Source organism: Streptomyces alboflavus (genome assembly GCF_000716675.1).
Taxonomy (GTDB): Bacteria; Actinomycetota; Actinomycetes; order Streptomycetales; family Streptomycetaceae; genus Streptomyces; species Streptomyces alboflavus.
This window is the reverse complement of record NZ_JNXT01000050.1, coordinates 1-23,630: the sequence shown is the minus strand read 5'-3', so window position 1 is coordinate 23,630 and position 23,630 is coordinate 1. Positions and strand designations below refer to the sequence as shown.

28 protein-coding genes are annotated in these 23,630 nt (G+C 73.6%); 22 read left to right on the top strand and 6 right to left on the bottom strand.

The features are described from left to right. Positions 1–44: 44 nt before the first annotated feature. A complete protein-coding gene (locus OO63_RS30595; RefSeq protein ID WP_030361653.1) occupies positions 45–224 on the bottom strand; it encodes a hypothetical protein in 180 nt (59 codons plus the stop codon). A 333-nt stretch (positions 225–557) separates the two neighbouring features. Between OO63_RS30595 and OO63_RS30590 the strand changes: the two genes are divergently transcribed. The 4 genes from OO63_RS30590 (at position 558) to OO63_RS30575 (ending at position 4,640) form a co-directional block, all read left to right on the top strand. Beyond that, complete coding sequence (locus tag OO63_RS30590) at positions 558–1,772, top strand: NYN domain-containing protein (RefSeq protein WP_030361652.1); 1,215 nt, start codon at positions 558–560, stop codon at positions 1,770–1,772. Between the two features lie 127 nt (positions 1,773–1,899). Beyond that, positions 1,900–2,937: an ABC transporter ATP-binding protein gene (locus OO63_RS30585; protein WP_078619468.1), complete on the top strand. Its 1,038-nt coding sequence runs from the start codon at positions 1,900–1,902 to the stop codon at positions 2,935–2,937. A 151-nt stretch (positions 2,938–3,088) separates the two neighbouring features. Continuing rightward, on the top strand, positions 3,089–3,910 hold the full coding sequence (locus OO63_RS30580; protein WP_030361650.1) for an ABC transporter permease: 822 nt from the start codon (positions 3,089–3,091) through the stop codon (positions 3,908–3,910). A gap of 55 nt (positions 3,911–3,965) precedes the next feature. Further along, the gene (locus OO63_RS30575) at positions 3,966–4,640 is read left to right on the top strand and encodes an ABC transporter permease (protein WP_033264629.1); all 675 of its coding nucleotides are present in this window, start codon (positions 3,966–3,968) and stop codon (positions 4,638–4,640) included. Between the two features lie 268 nt (positions 4,641–4,908). On the opposite strand, the gene ybaK is transcribed toward OO63_RS30575, so the two are convergent. The 4 genes from ybaK to OO63_RS30555 all read right to left on the bottom strand — a co-directional run bounded on the left by ybaK (position 4,909) and on the right by OO63_RS30555 (position 9,112). Further along, the gene (gene ybaK, locus OO63_RS30570) at positions 4,909–5,409 is read right to left on the bottom strand and encodes a Cys-tRNA(Pro) deacylase (protein ID WP_030361648.1); all 501 of its coding nucleotides are present in this window, start codon (positions 5,407–5,409) and stop codon (positions 4,909–4,911) included. Positions 5,410–5,491: 82 nt separating this feature from the next. Next, complete coding sequence (locus tag OO63_RS30565; protein WP_030361647.1) at positions 5,492–6,232, bottom strand: LON peptidase substrate-binding domain-containing protein; 741 nt, start codon at positions 6,230–6,232, stop codon at positions 5,492–5,494. A gap of 11 nt (positions 6,233–6,243) precedes the next feature. After that, positions 6,244–7,260 (bottom strand): hypothetical protein, encoded by a 1,017-nt coding sequence (locus OO63_RS30560; protein WP_030361646.1) that lies wholly within the window; start codon positions 7,258–7,260, stop codon positions 6,244–6,246. A 337-nt stretch (positions 7,261–7,597) separates the two neighbouring features. Next, positions 7,598–9,112 carry an oxidoreductase gene (locus OO63_RS30555; RefSeq protein WP_380839728.1) on the bottom strand — a complete coding sequence of 505 codons (1,515 nt, stop codon included), beginning with the start codon at positions 9,110–9,112 and terminating at the stop codon, positions 7,598–7,600. Positions 9,113–9,370: 258 nt separating this feature from the next. On the opposite strand from OO63_RS30555, the gene hisD reads away from it, so the two are divergent. The 11 genes from hisD to OO63_RS30500 all read left to right on the top strand — a co-directional run bounded on the left by hisD (position 9,371) and on the right by OO63_RS30500 (position 17,389). Then, positions 9,371–10,693: a histidinol dehydrogenase gene (gene hisD / locus OO63_RS30550; RefSeq protein WP_030361644.1), complete on the top strand. Its 1,323-nt coding sequence runs from the start codon at positions 9,371–9,373 to the stop codon at positions 10,691–10,693. Further along, positions 10,690–11,811, top strand: a complete 1,122-nt coding sequence (locus OO63_RS30545; RefSeq protein WP_030361643.1) for a histidinol-phosphate transaminase — start codon at positions 10,690–10,692, stop codon at positions 11,809–11,811. Before hisD ends, OO63_RS30545 begins: the two co-directional genes overlap by 4 nt. Further along, the gene (hisB, locus tag OO63_RS30540; RefSeq protein ID WP_030361642.1) at positions 11,808–12,401 is read left to right on the top strand and encodes an imidazoleglycerol-phosphate dehydratase HisB; all 594 of its coding nucleotides are present in this window, start codon (positions 11,808–11,810) and stop codon (positions 12,399–12,401) included. The genes OO63_RS30545 and hisB overlap by 4 nt, the downstream gene beginning before the upstream one ends. A 3-nt stretch (positions 12,402–12,404) precedes the next feature. Continuing rightward, the gene (locus OO63_RS46120; RefSeq protein WP_030361641.1) at positions 12,405–12,569 is read left to right on the top strand and encodes a hypothetical protein; all 165 of its coding nucleotides are present in this window, start codon (positions 12,405–12,407) and stop codon (positions 12,567–12,569) included. Further along, on the top strand, positions 12,566–13,216 hold the full coding sequence (gene hisH / locus OO63_RS30530; protein WP_380839713.1) for an imidazole glycerol phosphate synthase subunit HisH: 651 nt from the start codon (positions 12,566–12,568) through the stop codon (positions 13,214–13,216). Before OO63_RS46120 ends, hisH begins: the two co-directional genes overlap by 4 nt. Further along, a complete protein-coding gene (gene priA, locus OO63_RS30525) occupies positions 13,213–13,941 on the top strand; it encodes a bifunctional 1-(5-phosphoribosyl)-5-((5-phosphoribosylamino)methylideneamino)imidazole-4-carboxamide isomerase/phosphoribosylanthranilate isomerase PriA (RefSeq protein WP_030361639.1) in 729 nt (242 codons plus the stop codon). Before hisH ends, priA begins: the two co-directional genes overlap by 4 nt. After that, positions 13,938–14,348: a Rid family hydrolase gene (locus OO63_RS30520; protein ID WP_030361638.1), complete on the top strand. Its 411-nt coding sequence runs from the start codon at positions 13,938–13,940 to the stop codon at positions 14,346–14,348. The genes priA and OO63_RS30520 overlap by 4 nt, the downstream gene beginning before the upstream one ends. Continuing rightward, a complete protein-coding gene (gene hisF, locus OO63_RS30515) occupies positions 14,345–15,100 on the top strand; it encodes an imidazole glycerol phosphate synthase subunit HisF (protein WP_030361637.1) in 756 nt (251 codons plus the stop codon). Before OO63_RS30520 ends, hisF begins: the two co-directional genes overlap by 4 nt. Before the next feature lie 121 nt (positions 15,101–15,221). Beyond that, positions 15,222–15,866 carry an ArsR/SmtB family transcription factor gene (locus tag OO63_RS30510; RefSeq protein ID WP_078619472.1) on the top strand — a complete coding sequence of 215 codons (645 nt, stop codon included), beginning with the start codon at positions 15,222–15,224 and terminating at the stop codon, positions 15,864–15,866. A gap of 12 nt (positions 15,867–15,878) precedes the next feature. Continuing rightward, positions 15,879–17,120 (top strand): MFS transporter, encoded by a 1,242-nt coding sequence (locus OO63_RS30505; protein WP_030361635.1) that lies wholly within the window; start codon positions 15,879–15,881, stop codon positions 17,118–17,120. Positions 17,121–17,197: 77 nt separating this feature from the next. Beyond that, on the top strand, positions 17,198–17,389 hold the full coding sequence (locus tag OO63_RS30500; protein ID WP_030361634.1) for an antitoxin: 192 nt from the start codon (positions 17,198–17,200) through the stop codon (positions 17,387–17,389). Between the two features lie 118 nt (positions 17,390–17,507). Here the strand turns inward: OO63_RS30500 and OO63_RS30495 are convergent, their stop codons facing one another. Then, positions 17,508–18,143, bottom strand: coding sequence for a TIGR03085 family metal-binding protein (locus OO63_RS30495; protein WP_030361633.1), 636 nt, complete (start codon positions 18,141–18,143; stop codon positions 17,508–17,510). Positions 18,144–18,224: 81 nt separating this feature from the next. On the opposite strand from OO63_RS30495, the gene hisI reads away from it, so the two are divergent. The 7 genes from hisI to trpM all read left to right on the top strand — a co-directional run bounded on the left by hisI (position 18,225) and on the right by trpM (position 23,107). Beyond that, positions 18,225–18,608, top strand: coding sequence for a phosphoribosyl-AMP cyclohydrolase (gene hisI, locus OO63_RS30490; protein ID WP_030361632.1), 384 nt, complete (start codon positions 18,225–18,227; stop codon positions 18,606–18,608). A gap of 11 nt (positions 18,609–18,619) precedes the next feature. Further along, entirely contained in the window at positions 18,620–20,143 is a 1,524-nt protein-coding gene (locus OO63_RS30485; RefSeq protein ID WP_030361631.1) for an anthranilate synthase component I, read from the top strand. Positions 20,144–20,150: 7 nt separating this feature from the next. Then, on the top strand, positions 20,151–20,828 hold the full coding sequence (locus OO63_RS30480) for a TIGR02234 family membrane protein (protein WP_030361630.1): 678 nt from the start codon (positions 20,151–20,153) through the stop codon (positions 20,826–20,828). A 157-nt stretch (positions 20,829–20,985) separates the two neighbouring features. Beyond that, positions 20,986–21,219 carry an HGxxPAAW family protein gene (locus OO63_RS30475; protein WP_030361629.1) on the top strand — a complete coding sequence of 78 codons (234 nt, stop codon included), beginning with the start codon at positions 20,986–20,988 and terminating at the stop codon, positions 21,217–21,219. A 146-nt stretch (positions 21,220–21,365) separates the two neighbouring features. Continuing rightward, positions 21,366–21,803, top strand: coding sequence for a DUF2752 domain-containing protein (locus OO63_RS30470; RefSeq protein ID WP_030361628.1), 438 nt, complete (start codon positions 21,366–21,368; stop codon positions 21,801–21,803). Between the two features lie 200 nt (positions 21,804–22,003). Continuing rightward, on the top strand, positions 22,004–22,813 hold the full coding sequence (gene trpC, locus OO63_RS30465; RefSeq protein ID WP_030361627.1) for an indole-3-glycerol phosphate synthase TrpC: 810 nt from the start codon (positions 22,004–22,006) through the stop codon (positions 22,811–22,813). Positions 22,814–22,822: 9 nt separating this feature from the next. Then, positions 22,823–23,107: a tryptophan biosynthesis modulator TrpM gene (gene trpM, locus OO63_RS47815; protein WP_380834367.1), complete on the top strand. Its 285-nt coding sequence runs from the start codon at positions 22,823–22,825 to the stop codon at positions 23,105–23,107. The last annotated feature ends 523 nt before the right edge of the window (positions 23,108–23,630 follow it).

The following is a 23,630-nucleotide window of genomic DNA, read 5'->3' as shown; positions in this document are numbered from 1 at the left end:
CGCACCCGGACCGGGTGCGCCCCTCATGTGTGCCTGTGCGGGCGTCAGTTGTGGCCGAAGCGGCGCTGGTGCTTACGGGCAACATCAGCGGGGCTGCCCTGAGCCTGCGACTGCATGGCCGACTGGGCCTCGGAGGCGGACGACTTGGCCTGCTCCTGTGCCTGCTCGGCCTGCGAGGCGCGGTTCTGCTGGCCGCCCTGCTTGCGGTTCTTGTTCTTGGCCATAGTGATCTTCCTCCTGAGGGTGATCGAGGGGCCAGGACGCGACCAGACTCACATAGGTCGGCAAAGGGCGCATTTCGGATAATTACCGTGCGTCATAGGGGCACTCGCCAAGGCACTCGAAAGGAGCCACGCAGCGCGTTCGGGCGGATACGCCACGCCGAAGATCGAGTTCGGCCCTTTAACCTCCCCGAGGTCGGGCAGACTCGAAGGAAACCCGAAGTGACCTCCAGGATCCGCGGGATCTTCCGATCCGCGAAAACGCCGGATCCCCGCCCGGGATCTGTGGGATCTTCGGGCACCTCCAGGAATCTTCCAGGGAAGAGGGTGGATGGCGTGGACCGCTGCATCGTCCTGGTGGACGCCGGGTATCTGCTGGGAGCCGCCGCGAGCCTCCTCGCGGGAGAGCCGTCCCGGTCCCGGATCACCGTCGACCACACCGCCCTCATCCAGGGTCTGCGGGAGCGCGCCGAGGCCGACACGGAGCGCCCGCTGCTGCGGATCTACTGGTTCGACGGCGCCCCCGACCGCGTACCCCAGCCGGAGCACCGCAGGCTCCGCGTGATGCCCCGCGTCACCGTCCGCCTGGGCGCCCTGACCCGCAGCGACGGCCGCTGGGCGCAGAAGGGCGTGGACGCCGCCATGCACGCCGAGCTGACCGAGCTGGCCCGCAACCGCGCCTGCTCCGACGTCGTGCTCGTCACCGGCGACGGCGATCTGCTGCCCGGCATGATGGCCGCCAAGGAACACGGCGTCGCCGTCCACCTCTGGGCCGTGCAGGCCGCCGACGGCGACTACAACCAGTCCGAGGACCTGGTGGCCGAGGCCGACGAGCGCCGCGTCCTCGACCGCGTCTGGATCACCAAGGCCGTCCGCGCCAAGGAACTGACCGGCGTCTGCGCCCCGCAGCCCGCCCCCCGCCCCGAGATCGCCGCGATCCTCTCCGCCCCGCTGCCCGAGTCCGCGCTCACCGCGACCCCCGAGCAGGCCACGGCCGCCCCGCATCCCGCCGCGGCCCCCCGCGCCCAGGAGAACGGGGACCGGCACGCGGCCACCAAGGGCGTGCCCACCCCCAAGGACCTCGCGGCCCTGCGCGCCCCCGGCGTCCACCACCCCAAGGAACCGGCGAACGCCACCCTGCGCTGGTCCTCCGACAAGGGCTGGGTGGACCGCCCCGGCACCCCCGCCGAGCCCCCGGAGGCCGCGGCGCTGCCCACCCTCGCCCAGCTCACCACGGCCGAGCAGCGCTGGGCCGACCGGGAGGAGGACATCACCACCGTCGGCGGCGACCCCTTCGAGGTCGGCCAGGTCTTCGCCCGCCGCTGGATGGGACGCCTGCCCGAGCAGCACAACCTCCAGAAGCTCGGCGCGATGTACCCGCGCATCCCGCACCGCATCGACGGCGAGCTGCTGCGCTACGCCGCCCGGTTCGGGCTGCTCGCCCACAAGGACGACCAGATCGACGAGCACGACCGGTACGCGATCCGGGCGGGCTTCTGGCGCGAGATCGACGTGCGGACCGCCGCCGAGCACGCTCCGGCCGGGGAGTGAGGCCCGCTCCGGCGGGAGGCGGGGGTCCCCTCCCGGGTGCCGGGGGTCCCCTCTTCGGTGGGCGCGGGGGGTGCGAGAGCCGCCCCGCGCGCCCTACCGGACACGGGACCCCGTACCCTCGTCCTTCGTGAGTACGCGCGCGGCACAGGCAGTCCGACAGGGGCTCCGGCAGGGGCACGGCAGCGATGCCGTCTGCGTCGTGCGGGACCTGGTCAAGGTCTATCCCGCCGCCCGCGGCAGGCGCGGCAGGCCCGCGACACCCGAGGTCCGTGCCAGCGACGGCCTCGACATCGACGTCGGCCGCGGCGAGATCTTCGGCCTCCTCGGCCCCAACGGCGCCGGCAAGTCCACCCTCGTACGCCAGCTGACCGGTCTGATGCGGCCCGACAGCGGCAGCGTCCACGTCCTCGGCCACGACATCGTGCGCCACCCGGAGCGGGCCGCCCGGCTCCTCGCCTATCTGGGCCAGGAGTCCACCGCCCTGGACGAGCTGACCGTCTCCCTCGCCGTCGAGACCACCGCGCGCCTGCGCGGCCTGGAGACCGCACGCGCGCGGACCGAGCGCGACGACGTCCTGGACGAGCTGGGGCTCACCGCCCTCGCGTCGAGGCCCCTGAAGAAGCTCTCCGGCGGCCAGCGCCGGCTCGCCTGCTTCGCCACCGCCCTGGTGGGGGAGCGGCGCCTGCTCGTGCTCGACGAGCCGACGACCGGCATGGACCCGGTGGCGCGGCGCGCCGTGTGGGGCGCCGTCGACCGGCGCCGGGCCGAGCGCGGCACCACCGTCCTGCTCGTCACCCACAACGTCATCGAGGCCGAGACCGTGCTCGACCGCGTCGCCGTGCTCGACCACGGCCGGGTCATCGCCTGCGACACGCCCGCCGGGCTCAAGGAGCAGGTCGCCGGGGAGGTCCGGGTGGAGCTCGTCTGGCGCGAGCGGGCGCCCGTCGACGTGCCCGAGGTCGCCGCGCTGCGGTCCTCCGCGGTCGAGTCCGGGCGCAAGTGGACGCTGCGGCTCGCGCCCGAGGAGGCGCGGGCGGCCGTCGCGGCCGTCACCGGCGGGGGCGCCTTCGCGGCGCTGGACGATTTCACGCTGGCCACGCCCAGCCTGGAAGATGTGTATCTCGCCCTGGGCGGGCGAGGCGGAGACGGGCTGGTGAAGGCGTGACAGCTCCTCTCCGCGGCGGGGTCTTCGGTGCCGCCGCCGCGCGGCGGACCTCTTCCACCCGTCCGTCCGTCACCCCGAACCGCGAGGGCGGCGGACGAAGCAGGGTGGGCTTCGCCCGCAAGCGCCACGACGTCGGCAGGAAGGTTGTCCGTTGAGTGCCGTTCCCCTGGAAGCCGTCGTGCGCGCCGAGGAGGGCGTCGTACCGGTGCCGGACGTCGCGGCGCCGCTCGGGGCCCGGGCGCGGCTCCTGCCGGCCCTGGGCGCCGTCTACCGGGCACAGCTGTCGCGGGCCCGCGTCGCGCGGATCCCGCTGCTCTTCGTCGCCACCTTCCAGTCCGTCGGCATCATGATCCTGATGCGGGGCGTCGTGGACGGCGGCGGTGAGGCCCACGCCGTCGTCGCCGGGTCCTCCGTCCTCGTGGTCGCGTTCGTCGCGCTGAACCTGCTCGCCCAGTACTTCGGCCAGCTCCGCGGCGACGGCGGCCTCGACCACTACGCCACGCTGCCCGTGCCGCCCGCCGCCGTCGTCCTCGGTGCCGCCGCCGCGTACGCCTCCTTCACCGTGCCCGGCACCATCGTCACGGCCGTCGTCGGCTGCGGGCTCTTCGGCCTGCCGCTGACGCACCTGTGGGTGCTCGCCGCCGTGATCCCGCTCTCCGGCGCCGCCCTCGCCGGGCTCGGCGCCGCCCTCGGGCTGCTCGCGCCGCGGCCCGAACTCGCCACCCTGCTCGGTCAGATGGGCATGTCCGCGGCGCTCCTGCTCGGGGTGCTCCCGGCCGAGCGGATGCCCGAGTTCCTGCAGTACGCCCGCGATCTGCTGCCCTCCACGTACGGCGTGGAGGCCCTCGCCCGGACCTTCGGCTCCGACCCCGACTGGGGCGTCGTCGCCCTCGATCTCGCGGTCTGCGCGGGCGTCGGCGTGGCCTCCCTGGCCGTCGCCACCTGGGCCTACCGGCGGGCCGCCGTCCGCTGACGCCGATCCGCCGTCCGGTGGCGCGGTTCTCAGGCGGAGCTGGCACCATGTGTGCGTGACCGCACCGCTGACACCCTCCCAACCGCCGCACGACCGCCCCGAAGACGGCAACGCCGACTCGTCCGGCCCCGACAACCCCTGGCGGGAACCAGCGCGGTCATCGGGGTACGCGGCCGAGCTGGCGCACGAGGAGGGCGGAGCGCCCGTGCCGACCGATCTGAAGGCCGACGTGCGGGACGCCGTGGTGATCGCGGTCGCCGTCGCGGCCAGTGGAGTGCTGCTCGGGCTGCTGTGGCTGTGGCTCGCGCCCACCGTGCCGCTCATCGCCGACAAGACGAACGTCTACCTCAAGGACACCGAGGGCGAGCAGGCCATCGGGGTCGACGGAACGTTCGCTCTCCTCGGCCTCGCCTTCGGCCTCGTCAGCGCGGTCGTCGTCTTCCTCGTGCGGCGGCGGGGCGGGATCCCGCTCGTCGTCGGGCTCGCCGCGGGCGGGCTGCTCGGGGCCGTGCTCGCCTGGAAGGTGGGCGTCTGGGTCGGGCCCGAGACGGATGTGGCGGCGCACGCGCGGTCCGTGGGGGCGGGGGTTGTCTTCGACGCGCCCATGGAGTTGAAGGCGAAGGGGGTGCTGCTTGCGTGGCCCGTCGCCGCGATGGTCGCGCAGCTGGTGCTCACGGGGTTGTTCGGGCCGCGGGATCCGGAGCCGTTCTCTTCGTACGAGCGGGTGTAGGGGCCCTGCGGGGCTTTCCCCAATCCCGCCCCTTCCCGAAACCGGGGGCTGCCGCCCCCGGACCCCCGCTGATCGGCGCTCCGCGCCTCGTCCTCAAACGCCGGACGGGCTGGAAAATCCAGCCCGTCCGGCGTTTGAGGGGAGCAGCCCCTGTTACGCCGGGCGCCTGCCGTGGTTGGACTTGCCCTTCCTTACGCGCCACTTCCGCTTGCGTGTTTTCTTCGACATGGGTGTGGTCCTAGTCGAGGACGGGACCCGCGTCGAGGGGTCATGCACGCCCGATCGGGGCGAGCGTCGCGGAGGTGAGGGCGGCCAGGTCGGCGGGGGACAGCTCGACCTCCAGGCCGCGGCGGCCGGCCGAGACGCAGATCGTGGGGTGGGCGGAGGCCGAGTCGTCCAGGACGGTGCGCAGGCGTTTGCGCTGGCCGAGGGGGGAGATGCCGCCGCGGACGTACCCGGTGGTGCGCTCGGCCGCCGCCGGGTCGGCCATGGTGGCGCGCTTGCCGCCGACGGCGGTGGCGAGGGCCTTCAGGTCGAGGGTGCCCGCGACCGGGACGACGGCCACGGTCAGCTCGCCGTCGACGTCGGCGACCAGGGTCTTGAAGACGCGGTCGGGGGAGACGCCCATGGCCTCGGCGGCCTCCTGACCGTACGAGGGGTGGGAGGGGTCGTGGTCGTAGGAGTGCACGGTGAAGGCGGTGCCCGCCGTGGTGAGGGCGACCGTCGCGGGGGTCCCGCCCGCCTGCGTCTTCTTCTGCTTCTTCGCCACGCTGCTGCTCGCCAACTTCCGCGGTTCGTACGGTTTCGTGCGGACTCGTACGGGTTCGTACGGGAGGGGTTCCGGCCGCGCCTCAGTTGAGGCTGGTCGTGCCGCGCGTCAGTTCCGTCGCGGGCAACGACGGCAGATTACGGATGATCGCGGTCTCGGCGCGCAGCAATTTCAGCTCGGCGCGCAGCCGGGCCGCCGTGTCGGGGGCTTCGAGGAGCTCCTGCTTGGTGGGGGTGTCCAGGACGGCGGCGGCCGCGACCAGGTAGGACACGACCGATGGCTCGTCGGGGAGTTCCGCGCTGGTCGACAGGGAGCGTTCGCGGGCGCCCGCGAGCCGCTTCTGGTACGAGCGGAAGGCGCGCAGGACGCCCTCGGCGAGCGCGCCCGCCTCCTCGCCGGGCTGCTCGTCGAGGGTTTCGAGCTCGCCGACGAGGTAGGGCCCGGAGGCGTCCACCGAGAGCAGCCGCACCCGGGTCGTGCCGGTGGCGAGGACCTCGAAGCCGCCGTCCTCGCGCTCCCGGATGGTCGCCGCGTCCGCGACGCAGCCCACCTCGTGGAACGCCTTCAGCGGGTCGTCGCCGAAGCCCGCGGCGGGGCCCTGCTCGGGCTGGGAGGTCTGATCGGGCAGGCCCGGCGCGCTCGGCGCCACTTCCCGGCCGTCACGGATCGCCACGACCGCGAACTGCCGCTGCTCGTCGTCGGGAACCTTCAGGAGTTCGCGCATCATGGCGCGATAACGCTCCTCGAAGACGTTCAGGGGCAGCACGAGCCCCGGGAACAGCACCGAGTTGAGCGGGAAGAGCGGAAGCCGGACGGTCGTCACGATCCGAAAGCCTAACGGCCGTCGGCACCCCGGCCGTCCGCGTCGCCCTGCCGCGGGCGCAGCGGCGTCCGTGCGGCGACCTCTATGCGCACCCCGTCCCTCAGCTCCAGGAACTGTCCGAGCGGGTCGTCGGACAGGCGGTCCCAGGGGAAGGACGTCGCGTACGGGCCGATCAGGCGGAGCTGGTCGAGGGCGTCGTGCCAGCGCTCCAGGCGGATCAGGACGTACATGAGGAGGTTGCGGACCTCGGCCGGCCAGGGGTCGGCGGCGGCGTACTCACCCGACAGGGCGATGGCCAGGTCGGCCGCCTTGTCGAGGCGCTCGCGCGGCAGGTTCCCGGCGGCGCTGGTGAGGTAGGCGAACGCGGCGCGCACCGGCAGTGCCTGTATCAGCGAGCCGGGCAGCGCGTCGGCCGCCGCCCGCTCCGCGAAGTGGAAGCACTCGGTGTGCGAGCCGTACCAGTCCGCCGACAGGTACATCAGGGCCGAGGCGTGGCAGCCGTAGTGGTACGAGGAGCGGCGCACCGCCTGGGCCCACAGCTCCTCGAACTCGGTGTGCGAGGCGTGGGTGCCGCGGGCGTGGTCGAGCGCGATGCGCCAGGGCACCGGGTCGCGCGGGTCGGCGTCGGCAGCGGCCGTGAGCAGCGGGCTGACCTCGCGGAGGAGCTCCGCGCGTGCGGGCGACTCCCAGCCGCGGACGACGGCGAGCTCGGCCTTGAGGAGCAGTGCATCCGGGTCGTGCGGGGTGGCGGAAAGCCAGTCGTCGAACCACTCGGGGCGGGAGCGGGCGAAGGCGGCGAGGCGGGTCGCGTACCGGTCGCGGTTCTCCCACTCGGCGGCCTCGCGGGTGGTGGCGAGCAGCTTGGCGGCCGGGCCGTACTCGCCGCGTCCGGCCGCGACCAGGGCGGGCCCGAGCCGGTCGTCCGGCACGTCGAGCAGCACTTCGTCGTCGGGGGTCAGGCCGTCGGCCAGGCGCGGGGTGTGCCGGATCATGCGGGCGGTGCGGACGAAGGCGCGAAGCAGCGGCATCTGGCTGTCCCCCTTCGCGCCCCGGCCGGCGCCGCTGCGTGGGGCGGGGCGCCGGTCGCCGTGGCCGGTGTCGTGGTCGGTGCTGCGGCCCGCTCGTGGTCCGCGAGCGGGTCTCTTGCTGGTCGCGTGTGTTGACGGGCGAGATGGGCCGATGGTTGCCCCCCGCCGGATAACGGTTCAGCCGCGAAGCGCGGGCGCCCGCACGGCGCACACCCCCGGCCCGGCTCCGGCGCGCACCCGGTCGGCAGCGGGCGGCGGCTCACCCCGGGCCCCGGCCCACCCCGTCCCTCCTGGGCCCGGGCCCCGGCCCACCCCGTCCCTCCTGGGCCCCGCCCCCTCAGCTCCGCCGCAGCAGCCGCGTCGCCCCCGCCGCCACCGTCGTCGCCAGGATCCAGCCGAGGAGGATCAGGGCGGCGGCGAGCCACTGCCAGCCGCCGCGGAGTTGCCAGTAGCTGTCCTGGCCGAGGTTGATGACGGGCAGGAGGAGGTCGAGGGCGAAGAGGGAGGGGTTCCAGTTGGGGTGTTCGCCGGGTTTGAGCGGGGGGTGGTCGGCGCGGGAGAAGGCGATGGCGCTCGCCGCCCACAGGACGGCCATCCACAGTGCGGCCCGTCCTGGGCGGTAGCCGTAGGCCACCGTCCAGTCCTGGGCGTAGCCCCAGAGCTTGGCGGCGGGGGGCAGGGTCTCGCGGCGGCGGCGCTGCTTGGCGAGCAGGACCTCGCGGGCGTCGGCGTCCTCGCCGCCGTTGCGCAGGACGGTGGCGAGCTTCTCGTACGGCTCGGGGTTGTACTCGGCGGTGGCCGCCGCCACCCACGCGAGGCGCCGCGACAGCGGGAAGCTGCCCTGCGGGATGAGGTTCTCGTAGGTGAAGCCGCCCATCTGCAGGTTGCCGGGTCCCGGCCAGCTGGAGGCGCGGTCCATCAGGTTGACCACCCGTGCGCCGGACAGCACGATCTTGCCGCGCCGGGGCGCCTCGGACAGGAAGCGCAGCTCGGGTGTCTGGACGCGGCGCAGCGACACCTCCTGGTCGTTCTGCAGCGTGAACCGGGCCTGGCCGAAATCCACCGCGTCGCCGAAGCGGCCGTCGTCCAGGCGGATGCCACCCTCGCACTCGAAGCGCTGCACGCGGGTGCCCCGCGCGGGCGTCGTGCCGCTGGTCTGCGGGGGATTGCCGACGCCCGCCGGGGTCAGGTACAGCGTGCGCTCGACGGTCAGCTGGGGTGCGTTCAAGGCGCGGCGGCTGTAGGGGTTGGCGAGGCGGCTGCCGCGCAGGCTCAGGCTGACGCCGACCTTCGCGCCGCGCAGGCTCAGCTCGCCGTGCGACTCCAGCATCTCGGCCTGGAGGTCCTGGCCGACCGTCATGCCGTCGCCCATGATCGAGCGGCCGCGCCGGTCGCGGTAGACCACGGCCTGGTTGAGCAGCAGGTCCGTGCCGATGTGGGCGTCGGTGAGCCGCATGCCGTTGTGCAGGCGGCAGCGCGGCAGGTGCAGGTCGCCCTCGGTGTGCAGGCGGGCGGCCTCCAGGCGCGGGATGGAGCAGTCGACCAGGCGCAGCGTGGTGAAGCGCGCCTCGGGCAGCAGGATCTCCTTCTCGAACCGGCAGCCCTTCAGCTCCGTGTACGGCACGACCGTGCCGCCCGCCAGGTCGAGCACGTCCGTGATCTGCACCCCGGCCAGCTTCAGCGACGACACGCGGCCCGCGAGCGCGGGCGGGCCGTCGAGCAGCAGCCAGCACACGATGCGGGCCCGGACGCTGCGCTCGGGGCCCCAGGGATACCCGCCGTGCGGGTCGTCCTCGGCCGCGTCCCCCGACCGCAGGTCGTACACGCTGCCGTTGCGGAACGCCTGCCACATGCCGATCTCCGCTGCGGTCAGCCCGTCCGGCGGGTCCCCGATGCCGGTGTCGTCGACCACTGCTGGTGTCCTCCCGTGTGTTCGCCGGCGCACTCGTGTCTCGTACACCTGTTCATGCCCGCTCCGTGACCGCCTGAACGCTAGTGGTGAACACGGCCCTCCGTTAATTCGCCGGGTGGAACGTCCGGGTCCGGGGGCCTGTATCAGCCACTGATACGGGCGGCCGACCGCCGATGGCCGTCTGAGAGAATTGGCCATGTGATCTCTCGAATCGATCTGCGCGGCGACGCCCTCCCCGAGGGCAACGCCCTGCGCGCCCTGCTGCCCCGTGCCGACTTCGATGTCGCTGCCGCCCTGGAGAAGGTGCGGCCGATCTGCGAGGACGTGCATCATCGCGGCGACGCGGCGCTGATCGAGTACGCGGAGAAGTTCGACGGCGTGAAGCTGGAGCACGTCCGCGTGCCCGCCGCCGCGCTCACCGAGGCCCTCGCCGGCCTCGCCCCGGACGTCCGCGCGGCCCTGGAGGAGTCCATCCGCCGCGCCCGCACCGTCCACCGCGCCCAGCGCCGCGCCCCGCACACCACCCAGGTCGTCCCCGGCGGCTCGGTCACCGAGAAGTGGGTGCCGGTCGAGCGCGTCGGCCTGTACGCCCCCGGCGGCCGCTCCGTCTACCCGTCCTCCGTGATCATGAACGCCGTGCCCGCGCAGGAGGCCGGCGTCGCCTCCATGGCGCTCGCGTCCCCGCCCCAGGCCGACTTCGGGGGCCTGCCGCACCCGACGATCCTCGCGGCCTGCGCGCTCCTCGGCATCGACGAGGTGTACGCGGTCGGCGGCGCCCAGGCCGTAGCGATGTTCGCGTACGGCACGGACAGCTGCGCCCCGGCCAACATGGTCACGGGCCCCGGCAACATCTGGGTCGCCGCCGCCAAGCGGTACTTCACCGGCCGCATCGGCATCGACACCGAGGCAGGACCGACCGAGATCGCGATCCTCGCCGACGACACCGCCGACCCGGTGCACGTCGCCTCGGACCTGATCAGCCAGGCCGAGCACGACCCGCTGGCCGCCGCCGTCCTGGTCACCGACTCCACCGACCTCGCGGACGCCGTGGCCAAGGAGCTTGAGCCGCAGGTCGCCGCGACCAAGCACGTCGAGGACCGGATCGCCCCGGCCCTCGCGGGCAGGCAGTCCGCGATCGTCCTGGTCGACGGCCCGGACGAGGGCCTGCGGGTCGTCGACGCGTACGGCGCCGAGCACCTGGAGATCCAGACCCGCGACGCCGCCGCCGTCGCCGACCGCGTCAAGAACGCGGGCGCGATCTTCGTCGGCCCCTGGGCGCCGGTCTCCCTCGGCGACTACTGCGCGGGCTCCAACCACGTGCTGCCCACGGGCGGTTGCGCGTGCCACTCCTCTGGCCTGTCCGTCCAGTCGTTCCTGCGCGGCATCCACATCGTGGACTACACCCGCGAGGCCCTGGCCGACGTCGCCCACCACGTGGTGACGCTCGCGGAGGCCGAGGACCTGCCCGCGCACGGCGCCGCCGTCAAGGCGAGGTTCGGATGGAAGGTGCCCGGCCAGTGAGCGACGTGAGCATCGACGACCTCCCCGTCCGGGACGAGCTGCGCGGCAAGTCCCCGTACGGCGCGCCCCAGCTGGACGTCCCCGTCCGCCTGAACACCAACGAGAACCCCTACCCGCTGCCCGAGCCGCTGGTCGAGCGCATCGCCGAGCGCGTCCGCGAGGCCGCCCGCGACCTGAACCGCTACCCCGACCGGGACGCGGTGGAGCTGCGCACCGAGCTCGCCCGCTACCTCACCCGCACCGGCGGCCACGAGGTGACGCGCGCCCACGTGTGGGCGGCCAACGGCTCGAACGAGGTCATCCAGCAGCTCCTGCAGACCTTCGGCGGCCCGGGCCGTACGGCCATCGGCTTCGAGCCCTCGTACTCGATGCACGGCCTGATCGCCCGCGGCACCGGCACCGGCTGGATCTCGGGCCCCCGCCGCGAGGACTTCACCATCGACCCGGAGGCGGCGGCCCGCGCCATCGCCGAGAACGCCCCCGACGTCGTCTTCATCACCACCCCCAACAACCCCACGGGCAACGCCGTCTCCGCCGAGACGGTCGTGGCGCTGTACGACGCCGCGCAGGCGGCCAAGCCCTCGATCGTCGTGGTCGACGAGGCGTACGTGGAGTTCAGCCACGGCGCCTCGCTGCTCCCGCTGCTCGCAGGCCGCCCGCACCTGGTCGTCTCGCGCACGATGTCGAAGGCGTTCGGCGCGGCCGGACTGCGCCTCGGCTACCTCGCCGCCGACCCCGCGGTCGTCGACGCGGTCCAGCTGGTGCGCCTGCCGTACCACCTCTCGGCCGTCACCCAGGCGACCGCCCTGGCCGCCCTGGAGCACACCGACACCCTCCTCGGATACGTCGAGCAGCTGAAGGCCGAGCGCGACCGCCTGGTCACCGAGCTGCGGACGATCGGCTTCGAGGTGACCGAGTCCGACGCCAACTTCGTGCAGTTCGGGCGGTTCGAGGGCCCGGGCGCCACCCACGCGGCCTGGCAGCGGATCCTCGACCGCGGCGTCCTCGTCCGCGACAACGGAGTGCCGGGGTGGCTGCGGGTGTCCGCGGGAACCCCCGCCGAAAACGACGCGTTCCTCGATGCGGTACGCGAACTGAAGAAGGAGCAGAGCGCATGAGCCGCGTTGGCAGAGTCGAGCGGACCACCAAGGAGACCTCGGTCCTCGTCGAGATCGACCTCGACGGCACCGGCAAGGTCGACGTGTCGACCGGCGTCGGCTTCTACGACCACATGCTCGACCAGCTCGGCCGCCACGGCCTGTTCGACCTCACGGTCAAGACCGACGGCGACCTGCACATCGACTCGCACCACACCATCGAGGACACCGCCCTCGCCCTCGGCGCCGCCTTCAAGCAGGCGCTCGGCGACAAGGTCGGCATCTACCGCTTCGGCAACTGCACGGTCCCCCTCGACGAGTCCCTCGCCCAGGTGACCGTCGACCTCTCCGGCCGCCCTTACCTGGTGCACACCGAGCCGGAGAACATGGCGCCGATGATCGGCGCGTACGACACGACGATGACCCGGCACATCTTCGAGTCCTTCGTCGCCCAGGCCCAGGTCGCCCTGCACATCCACGTGCCCTACGGACGCAACGCGCACCACATCGTGGAGTGCCAGTTCAAGGCCCTCGCCCGGGCGCTGCGCTACGCCAGCGAGCGGGACCCGCGCGCGGCCGGCATCCTCCCCTCCACGAAGGGCGCGCTGTAAGCCATGAGCGGTACCTCCACCCTGCTGTTCTTCGTCGGGCTCTTCCTCCTCGGCGGCGTCTACTCCTTCGTCAAGCAGAAGCAGTCCAAGAGCCTGATCACGCTGCTCTCCATCGGCGCGGGCATGTGCCTGATCGCGGGCGTCGTCCGGCTGGAGGTGTGGAATTGACCTCCGCCCCCGCACGTAAGCGCGTCGTCGTCTTCGACTACGGCTTCGGCAACGTCCGCTCCGCGGAGCGGGCCCTGGCCCGCGCGGGCGCCGACGTCGAGATCACCGGTGACTACGACAAGGCCATGAACGCCGACGGCCTCCTGGTGCCGGGCGTCGGCGCCTTCGAGGCCTGCATGAAGGGCCTGACGGCGGCGCGCGGCGACTGGATCGTGGGCCGCCGCCTGTCCGGCGGGCGGCCCGTCATGGGCATCTGCGTAGGCATGCAGATCCTCTTCGCGCGCGGCATCGAGCACGGCGTCGAGACCGAGGGCCTGGACGAGTGGCCCGGCACGGTCGAGCCGCTGAAGGCCGACATCGTCCCGCACATGGGCTGGAACACCGTCGACGCCCCCGCGGGCTCCGAGCTCTTCAAGGGCCTCGGCGCCGACGAGCGCTACTACTTCGTGCACTCCTACGCGGTCCACGACTGGTCCCTGGAGACGGTGAACCCGGCCCTGCGCGCCCCGCTCGTCACCTGGGCCACGCACGGCGAGCCGTTCGTCGCGGCCGTGGAGAACGGCGCCCTGTGGGCCACCCAGTTCCACCCCGAGAAGTCCGGCGACGCCGGAGCCCAGCTCCTCACCAACTGGATCGGAACCCTGTGAGCACTCTCGAACTCCTCCCCGCCGTCGACGTCCGCGACGGCCAGGCCGTGCGCCTCGTCCACGGCGAGTCCGGCTCGGAGACCTCCTACGGGTCCCCGCTGGAGGCCGCCCTGGCCTGGCAGCGGTCGGGCGCCGAGTGGCTGCACCTGGTCGACCTGGACGCCGCGTTCGGCACCGGCGACAACCGCGCCCTGATCGCCGAGGTCGCCGCCGCCATGGACATCAAGGTCGAGCTGTCCGGCGGCATCCGTGACGACGACACCCTCGCCGCCGCCCTCGCCACCGGCTGCACCCGCGTCAACCTGGGCACCGCCGCCCTGGAGACCCCCGAGTGGGTCGTCAAGGTCATCGCCGAGCACGGCGACAAGATCGCGGTGGGCCTCGACGTGCGGGGCACCACCCTGCGCGGCCGCGGCTGGACCCGCGACGGCGGCGACCTGTACGAGACCCTGGAGCGCCTGAACGCCGAGGGCTGCGCGCGCTACGTGGTCACCGACATCGCCAAGGACGGCACGCTCCAGGGCCCGAACCTGGAGCTCCTGAAGAACGTGTGCGCGGCCACCGACCGCCCCGTCGTCGCCTCCGGCGGCGTCTCGTCCCTGGACGACCTGCGGGCCATCGCCGAGCTGGTGCCGCAGGGCGTCGAGGGCGCGATCGTCGGCAAGGCGCTGTACGCGAAGGCGTTCACGCTGGAGGAGGCCCTCGCGGCGGTGGCGTCGGCATGACCGGCGCCATCCGCAGGGTGGGTGCGGGCGGGCCGTGGGAGGAGTCCATCGGCTCCTCGCGCGCCGTCGCGCTGCCGGGCGGCCTGGTCCTGGTGTCGGGCTGCGCGTCCGTGGTGGACGGCACGATCGAAGCGGGCACGCCCTACCAGCAGGCGCTCAATGCCTTCCAGGTCGCCCTCGACGCCCTGAAGGAGGTCGGCCTCGGCCCCGAGCACGTGGTGCGCACCCGGATGTACCTGACGCACGCCCGGGACGTGGAGGACGTCGGCCGCGCCCACAAGCAGCTGTTCGACGCCGTCCGTCCGGCCGCGTCCATGCTCGTCGTCGCCGGCTTCGTCGACCCGAGCCTGGTCGTCGAGGTCGAGGTGGAGGCGTACGGGCCCGTCGGAGAGGGGGACGCCGCATGACGCTCGCCGTACGGGTCATCCCCTGCCTGGACGTGGACAAGGGCCGCGTCGTCAAGGGCGTCAACTTCCAGAACCTGCGCGACGCGGGCGACCCCGTCGAGATGGCCAAGGTGTACGACGCCGAGGGCGCCGACGAGCTGACGTTCCTGGACATCACGGCGTCCTCCGGCGACCGCGAGACGACGTACGACGTGGTCCGCCGCACCGCCGAGCAGGTCTTCATCCCGCTCACCGTCGGCGGCGGCGTGCGGACGGCCGAGGACGTCGACAAGCTCCTGCGGGCCGGCGCGGACAAGGTCGGCGTGAACACCGCCGCCCTCGCACGGCCCGACCTGATCCGCGAGATCGCCGAGCGCTTCGGGCGCCAGGTGCTCGTCCTGTCCGTGGACGCCAGGCGCACGGCGTCGGGCTCCTTCGAGGTCACCACCCACGGCGGCCGCAAGTCGGCCGGGATCGACGCCGTGGAGTGGGCGCACCGCGCGGCCGAGCTCGGCGCGGGCGAGATCCTGCTGAACTCGATGGACGCCGACGGCACGAAGGACGGCTACGACATCGAGATGATCGAGGCGGTCCGCAAGCACGTCAGCGTCCCCGTCATCGCCTCGGGCGGCGCGGGCCGCCTCGAGCACTTCCCGCCCGCCGTCGCGGCGGGCGCGGACGCGGTGCTCGCCGCCTCCGTCTTCCACTTCGGCGATCTGCGCATCGGCGAGGTCAAGGAGACGCTGCGGTCGGCGGGACACCCCGTCCGGTAGCTCCGCGCCACCAGGCCCCGGTCCACCTCAGGGTGGCCGGGGCCTGCTCGCGTACAGATGCGAAAGGAAAGTTGCGCAAAAATGATTGCGCAACTTTCCTTTCCTGCCTAGCGTGCCGAGCATGAGCGACAAGCCCGAACAGGACGACCGGCCCGAGCAGGAGCCGCGGAGCGCGGGCGACCGGCCCGAGGACCGCCGCATCACCGACCTCGGCACGCTGAAGGCCTTCGGCCACCCGCTGCGCCTGAAGCTGTACCGCTCGCTGTACGTACGCCGCAGGGCGACGGCCTCACAGCTCGCCGAAGAGGTCGACGGAGCCGTCTCCCTGGTCAGCTACCACCTGCGCAAACTCGCCGAGCACGGCCTCATCGAAGAGGCGCCCGGCGCCACCCGCGGCGACGGCAGGGAGCGCTGGTGGCAGCCCGCACAGCAGGGCCTGAGCCTGCACCGCAGGGACTTCGAGGACGCCCCCGAGAAGCTCGCCGCGCACACTGCCGTGGCCCGCGCGATCGTCGACCAGCGCACCGACGCCTACCTGCGCTACCTCGACGAACAGCCTGCCTGGAGCCCCGAGTGGCAGGCCGCGGCCGACGGCTCCGACTTCCTGCTCCGGCTCACCGCGGCCGAACTCGCCGCGCTGTCCGGCGAGTTGCGCGCCGTCGTCCAGAAGTACGCCGCCTCCGGCAACACGGCGCACGAGGCGGGCGACGACGAAGGGCGCGAGAACGTCGCGCTGCACCTCTACAGCTTCCCGTTCCGGACCTGAGGAGCGCGGCCCGTGACCGTCACACGGACGCGCACCGCCCCGGCCACCGGGAAACCCGCCCACCGCGACGGCAACGTCCTGCGCTGGCTCGCCGCGTACACCGCGTCGATGATCGGCGACAGCGTCTACTTCGCCGCCCTGTCCTGGGCGGCCGCCCGCGGCGGCAACGCCACGCAGACCGGCCTCGTGCTCGCCGCGGGAGCCGTGCCGCGCGCCGCCCTGATGCTCGGCGGGGGAGTCGTCGCCGACCGCTTCGGGCCGCGCCGCGTGGTGCTCGGCAGCGACGCCGCGCGGTGCGTGGTGACCCTCGCCCTGGCCGCGGTCCTGCTGGCGTCGACGCCCGCGGTCTGGCTGCTCGTGGTGGCGGCGCTGCTCTTCGGCGTGGTGGACGCGCTGTTCCTGCCGAGCGTCGGGGCGCTGCCGCCGCGGCTCACCGCGCCCGGGGAGCTGGCCCGGGTACAGGGGATGAAGGTGCTCGCCCAGCGGGTGGCGACGGTGACGGCCGCCCCCGCGGGCGGCGTGGCCGTCGCGCTCGGCGGACCCGCGGCGGGATTCGCCGTGGCGGGGCTGCTGTTCGCGCTCTCGCTGCCGCTCCTCCTTGCCGTGCGGGTGCGCGAACTGCCCGCCGACGACCGGGCGGGCACTGCGGAGCCCGCCGGGCGGCAGCTCATCGGCGGCCTGCGGTACGTGCGCGGGCACAAGGTGCTCGCCCCGCTGATGGTCGTCGTCGCGGTGACCGAGATGGGCTTCGCCGGGCCGGGCAACGTCGGCATCGTGCTCCTCGCCGACGAGCGCGGCTGGGGCGCCACCGGCATGGGGTGGATCGTCTCCGGCTTCGGCGTCGGGGCGGGGCTCGCGGCGCTCGGCGTGGCCGTGCGCGGGCGGGTGCGGCGGGCCGGGGCCGTCCTGTCGTGGACGGCGCTGCCGGGGGCGGCGGCGCTCGCGGCCCTCGCGCTCGTGCCGTCGGTCGCGGGGGCGGTGCTCGCGGCACTCCTGGTCGGACTGCTGCTCGGCCTCGGCGGTGCCCTCGGCGGCGCGCTCCTGCAGACGGTCACCGAGCCCGCGTACCTGGGGCGGGTCACGTCGGTGGCGAGCCTGCTCACGCTCGGGGTGCCGCCGCTGTGCTACCCGCTCACCGGGGTCGCCATCGGGCTGTGGGGCGTCGCTCCCGTGTTCGTGGCGGGGGCCGTGGTGACCGCCGTGGGCGGCTCGGTGGGGCTGCGGTGGCTGCGCGGGGCCGAGCTGCCGAGGTGACTGCGGGAGCTTGCGGATGCGCGCTGCGTATTCCGAGCCCATGCTGGAAGTGACCGACGAAAGCGAGGAGGCCGGCTATGTCTGTAATGGACAAGCTGAAGCAGATGCTCAAGGGTCACGAGGACAAGGCTGGACAGGGCGTCGACAAGGCCGGTGACTTTGTCGACGACAAGACCCAGGGCAAGTACAGCGGCCAGGTCGACACGGCCCAGGACAAGCTCAAGCAGCAGCTCGGCGCCGACCGCCCGGAGGAACCGCCCCAGCGGTGACGCGGGACGGACAGGGACCACGGCCGCGGCAGTCGCTCACAGCGCCTGCCGCGGCCGTCCCGGTTCCGGGCCGGATCAGGGGCCGGACCTGACGGTCGCCGGACCCGGGACCTGACGGTCAGAGCCCGAGCTGCTTCGTCTCGTGCAGCCGCGCGATCGCGTCCTTGTCGCCCTCCAGCTCCACCTCCGCCGCCTCCTGGCGGCCGAAGGCGAACATCAGGAGCTCGGCGGGCTCACCCGTCGCCGTCACCACGGGCGTGCCGCGGTGGGCCACCGCGGTCTGGCCGTCGGGGCGGCGCAGGACCAGGCCCACCGGGGCCTTGCGGCCGACGACGCGCGCCATCCGCTCCAGGCGGGACCACAGGGCCTCGGCGAAGACGGGGTCGAGTTCGCGCGGCGTCCAGTCGGGCTGCGCGCGCCGCACGTCCTCGGCGTGGACGTAGAACTCCACGGCGTTCGAGGCCTCGTCGACCTGCTTCAGGTTGAACGGCGAGAACCGCGGCGGGCCCGTACGGATCAGCTGGATCAGCTCCTCGTACGGCTTCGCGGCGAACTCCGCCTGCACCCGCTCCAGGCGCGAGGCGAGCTGCTTGATCAGGATTCCGCCCGCCGCGTCCGCCCGCCGCTCGCGCACCACCACGTGGGCCGCGAGGTCGCGGGTGTTCCAGCCGTCGCAGAGGGTCGGTGCGTCCGGCCCGGCGGCTTCCAACAGATCGGCGAGGAGGAGTCGTTCACGCTTGGCATGGGTCGACATGGAGCCAGCCTACGACCGGGTGCCCGGTCCGGACAGTGGACGTCCGCCGGGTGAGCGCCGAGCGGGCGGCACAATGGCCCCATGACCGCATCGCCGCAGCCCAGCAGCCTCGACCCGGAGATCGCCGCGCGCCTCAAGCGCAGCGCCGACGGCCTGGTCCCCGCCATCGCCCAGCAGTACGACACCGGTGAGGTGCTGATGCTCGGCTGGATGGACGACGAGGCGCTGCACCGCACCCTGACGACGGGCCGCTGCACGTACTGGTCCCGCAGCCGCCAGGAGTACTGGGTCAAGGGCGACACCTCAGGCCACGTCCAGCACGTGAAGTCCGTCGCCCTCGACTGCGACGCGGACACCGTCCTCGTCCAGGTCGACCAGGTCGGCGCCGCCTGCCACACCGGCACCCGCACCTGCTTCGACGCCGACGTGCTCGCCGTGGCCGACGCCCCGGCGCCGGGTCAGTAGGGTCTGGACCCATGGATCTGGAGACCTTCCGCAAGCTCGCGACCGACCGCCGGGTGATCCCCGTCAGCCGCCGACTCCTCGCGGACGGCGACACACCGGTCGGGCTCTACCGCAAGCTCGCCGCCGAGCGCCCCGGGACGTTCCTCCTGGAGTCCGCGGAGAACGGCCGTTCGTGGTCCCGGTACTCCTTCGTCGGCGTCCGCAGCGCCGCCACCCTGACCGTCCGCGACGGCCAGGCGCACTGGCTCGGTGCCCCGCCCGTCGGCGTCCCCACCTCCGGCGACCCGCTGGCCGCGCTGCGCGCCACCGTCGAGGCCCTGCACACCCCGCGCGACCTGACCGGCGCGGAGGGCCTGCCGCCGTTCACCGGCGGCATGGTCGGCTACCTCGGCTACGACATCGTGCGCCGCCTGGAGAAGATCGGCCCGGGGGAGCGGGACGACCTGCGCCTGCCCGAGCTGACGATGCTCCTGACCAGCGACCTCGCCGTCCTGGACCACTGGGACGGCTCGGTCCTGCTCATCGCCAACGCCATCAACCACAACGACCAGGACACCGGCGTCGACGAGGCCCACGCCGACGCCGTCGCCCGCCTCGACGCCATGGAGGCCGACCTCTCCCGGCCGCTCTCCCAGCCCCCGGCCGCGCTCCCGCCCTCCGAACTGCCCCCGTACACCGCGCTGTGGGGCGGCGAGCAGTACCAGGAGGCCGTCGAGGACATCAAGGAGCGCATCCGCGCGGGCGAGGCCTTCCAGGTCGTGCCGTCGCAGCGCTTCGAGACCCCGTGCCGGGCGAGCGCGTTGGACGTCTACCGCGTGCTGCGGGCCACCAACCCGTCGCCGTACATGTACCTGTTCCGGTTCCCCCACGGGGACGGGGAGGCGTTCGACGTCGTCGGGTCCTCGCCGGAGGCGCTGGTCAAGGTCGAGGACGGGCGCGCCATGGTGCACCCCATCGCCGGGACCCGGCCGCGCGGCGCCACCCCGCAGGAGGACCAGGCGCTCGCCGAGGAACTCCTCGCCGACCCCAAGGAGCGCGCCGAGCACCTGATGCTCGTCGACCTGGGCCGCAACGACCTCGGCCGGGTCTGCGAGCCGGGCTCCGTGGAGGTCGTGGACTTCATGTCCATCGAGAAGTACTCCCACGTCATGCACATCGTCTCGACGGTCACCGGCCGTGTCGCCGAGGGCCGCACCGCCTACGACGTGCTCACCGCCTGCTTCCCCGCGGGCACCCTCTCCGGCGCCCCCAAGCCCCGCGCCATGCAGATCATCGACGAACTCGAGCCGTCCCGGCGCGGCCTGTACGGCGGCTGCGTCGGCTATCTGGACTTCGCGGGCGACTCCGACACCGCCATCGCCATCCGCACCGCGCTCCTGCGCGACGGCACCGCGTACGTGCAGGCCGGAGCCGGGGTCGTGGCCGACTCCGACCCCGTCGCCGAGGACACCGAGTGCCGCAACAAGGCCGCCGCCGTGCTGCGCGCCATCCACACCGCGAACCGGCTGCACGGCGCCGAGAGCCGTGAGGGATAGTGGACGGGTGACTTCTGCAGTGCCAACACCGCGTACCGACGGCGTGTCGCCCGCTTCCGACGGGGCGCCGCAGGTGGCCGCCGACCCCGCACCCCGCGGCGGTCGGCGCAGCCTCGCCGCCGCCCTGCTGCTCGGCGCCGCCGGGGCCGCCCTCGCGCTGCTCGCGTCCCGGCAGTCCTGGGCGCACGGCACCACGGCCGTGGCGGGCGGCGACTTCCCGCTGACGGCCAAGGGCGGCGACGTCACGGGCGTGCCCGCGGCCCTCGCGATAGTGGGCCTGGCCGCGCTCGTCGCCGTCTTCGCCGTGCGCCGCACCGGCCGTCTGCTCGTGTCCCTGGTGCTCGCGCTCAGCGGCGTCGGCATCGTCGTGGCCGCCCTGCTCGGCGCGAACGACAGTGCCGCCCTGGACGAGAAGGCCGCCGAGGCCTCCGGCGACGCGGCGTCCCGGATCGCCGGGCTCAGCCACACCGGCTGGCCCTACGCGGCCGTCGCCGCGGGCGCCCTGATCCTCGCCGCCGGACTGCTCGCCCTGTTCTGCGGCCGCAACTGGCCCGCGATGTCCGGCCGTTACGAACGCGACGGCTCCCCCCGCCCCCGCGCCCCCCGCCGGGCCCCCGACCCGGACCGGCCCGAGGAGCTGTGGAAGGCCATCGACCGCGGCGAGGACCCCACCCGCGAGGCCTAGGGCCTGTCCGACGGGCCGGGCGGGTCGGGACCCCGCGCTCAAGGCATACGCGCGGGTACGGGACAATGGAGCCGAGCGTCCGACTCACGGTGGCGCGGGACCGGCGATCCGCCCGGACCGGCGCCCACCCCACACGCATAGCTACGAGGAGCAAGTCATGGCGGGCAGCAGCCACGGACACGGTCACACCCCGGCCGCCTGGACCGGCGTCATCATCGCCTTCATCGGTTTCTGTGTCGCGGGCGCCTTCATGGTGATGGACAACCCGCTCGGCTTCTGGGCGGGCATGGCCCTCACCCTCGTCGGCGGCGTCGTGGGCGGCGCCATGCGCCTGGCCGGCCTCGGCCAGAAGCCGCAGCGGGCGCCGCGGGTGGCGAGCTCCGAGAGCTGACCGCGCAGGCGGACATCCGTACGCGAAGGGGAGCCGGACACGTTCCGGCTCCCCTTCGCGCATCCCGGGCCCCCGGCCGGACCACTTCGCCCCTCCGACGGCGTACCACGCGGGCGCGCGGCCCTCGGGCGGGAGACAATGTCCGGGTGACCCCACCACCGCCGACCACCGCGCCCCCGGGCCCGGCCGGGGCGCTGCGGCGCCTGGCCGTGCCGCTCGGGCTGCTCGGCTCGGTCGTCGCGGCCTTCGCCTACGTCGCCACGGTCGACCCGAACGAGCCCGGCCACTACCCGCCGTGCCCGCTCCTGCACTACACGGGCATCTTCTGCCCCGGCTGCGGCGGCCTGCGCAGCGCCCACGCCTTCGCGCACGGTGACCTGTCGACGGCCCTCGGCGCTAACGCGCTGGCCGTCGTGGGCTTCGGCCTGTTCGCGGTGGTGTGGGGCGTCTGGGCCCTGGGGACGGCGCGCGGCAGGCCGCCGCGGCTCGACCTCGGCCGCGCGCAGCTGTGGGGTGTCGGCGTCGTGGTGGCGCTGTTCACCCTCGTACGGAACCTGCCTTTCGGCGGTGCGCTGCACCCATAGCGCTCCACCGCACGCCTGACAAACGTCCAGGTCGTGGGACCCGCGTCAACCGGATGCGGGCCCTTCGCCCTCCTGCGGATACCATCGCAGTGACCATGGGAAAGCCCGTCGAGGACGGACCGAATGGCGCTGTACTGCTTGAACACCGCTCTGAACCTGCTTGAACGTAGATTCAACTGTCCTGGAAGGGGGCCGCTCGCGTGAGTGTGCTCGACGAGATCATCGACGGAGTCCGCGCCGACCTCGCACAGCGGCAGGCGCGCGTCAGCCTCGACGAACTCAAGGAGCGGGTGGCGAAGGCCCCGGCGGCCAAGGACGCCGCCGCCGCGCTGCGCGGCGACGGCGTCAAGGTCATCTGCGAGGTCAAGCGCTCCAGCCCGTCCAAGGGCGCGCTCGCCGCGATCGCCGACCCCGCGGGGCTCGCCGCCGACTACGAGGCCGGTGGCGCCGCCGCCATCTCCGTGCTCACCGAGGAGCGCCGCTTCGGCGGCTCGCTCGCCGACCTGGAGGCCGTCCGCGCCAAGGTCGACATCCCGGTGCTCCGCAAGGACTTCATCGTCACGTCGTACCAGCTGTGGGAGGCCCGGGCGTACGGCGCCGACCTCGCCCTGCTGATCGTCGCCGCCCTCGACCAGCCCGCCCTGGAGTCGCTGATCGAGCGCGCCGAGTCCATCGGCCTCACCCCGATCGTGGAGGTCCACGACGAGGACGAGGCCGAGCGGGCCGTCGACGCGGGAGCTCGGGTCATCGGCGTCAACGCGCGCGACCTGAAGACCCTCAAGGTCGACCGCGACACCTTCGAGCGGGTCGCGCCCGAGCTGCCCGACTCCGTCGTGAAGATCGCCGAGTCCGGGGTGCGCGGGCCGCACGACCTCATCGCCTACGCCAACGCCGGCGCCGACGCCGTGCTCGTCGGCGAGTCCCTCGTCACCGGCCGGGACCCGCGGGGTGCGGTGTCCGACCTCGTCGCCGCCGGGGCGCACCCGGCGCTGCGGCACGGCAGGAGCTGACCCGCGACCATGGCCGCCGACCTCTTCGCCGCCGCCGACCGGCCGGGCTCGCGCCCGGACGGCGGGCGGGCGTGCGTGCGGTCGGCGGCGCCGGTGGGCCCTGCGGCCCCCTCGGGAGCCCGTGACCCTTACGCCCGCCTTGCCCGTGGCTGTCGGCCGCGGGGGTGCAGGGCGCCTGCTCGGCGTGTGCACGGGCGGCGGGTGCGGTACGTCATCGGGGACGAGCCCGGGCAGGTGAACGGCATGCGATGGCGCTCGCGCGACGACGCGCGCCTTTGCCTGCGGCACGGCTAGCGGTTCTTTCGGCGGCGGTTGCTTCGGCACCGGATCTTTCGGCACCGGTTCTTTGGGCTCCGGATCTTTCGGCACCGGATCTTTCGGCACCGGATCTTTCGGCACCGCCGGGACGCGCCGTTCGGGTTGCTCGCCGCGGCGGCGGATCTTTCTTCCCCAACCCCGCCCCTTCCCGAAACCGGGTGCTCCGCCCCCGGACCCCCGGGATGGGCGGGAGCCCTCGCCCCTGGGGCGGGTGGGTGCCTGTTCCCGCACCCGCGCGTGCGGCCGGGGATACGGGTCTTCCCGTAGCCCGGGGCCGACCTGCACGGGCGGGCGGGTGGGCCTGTTCCCGCTCCCGCGTGTGCGGCTGAGGGGTACGGGTTTTCCCGTACGCCGGGGCCGACCTTCACGGGCGGGCAGGTGGGCCTGTTCCCGCACCCGTATGTGCGGCCGAGGGGTACGGGTTTCCCCGTACTCCGGGGCCTGTCTCTTATACACATCTCCGAGCCCACGAGACTAAGGCGAATCTCGTATGCCGTCT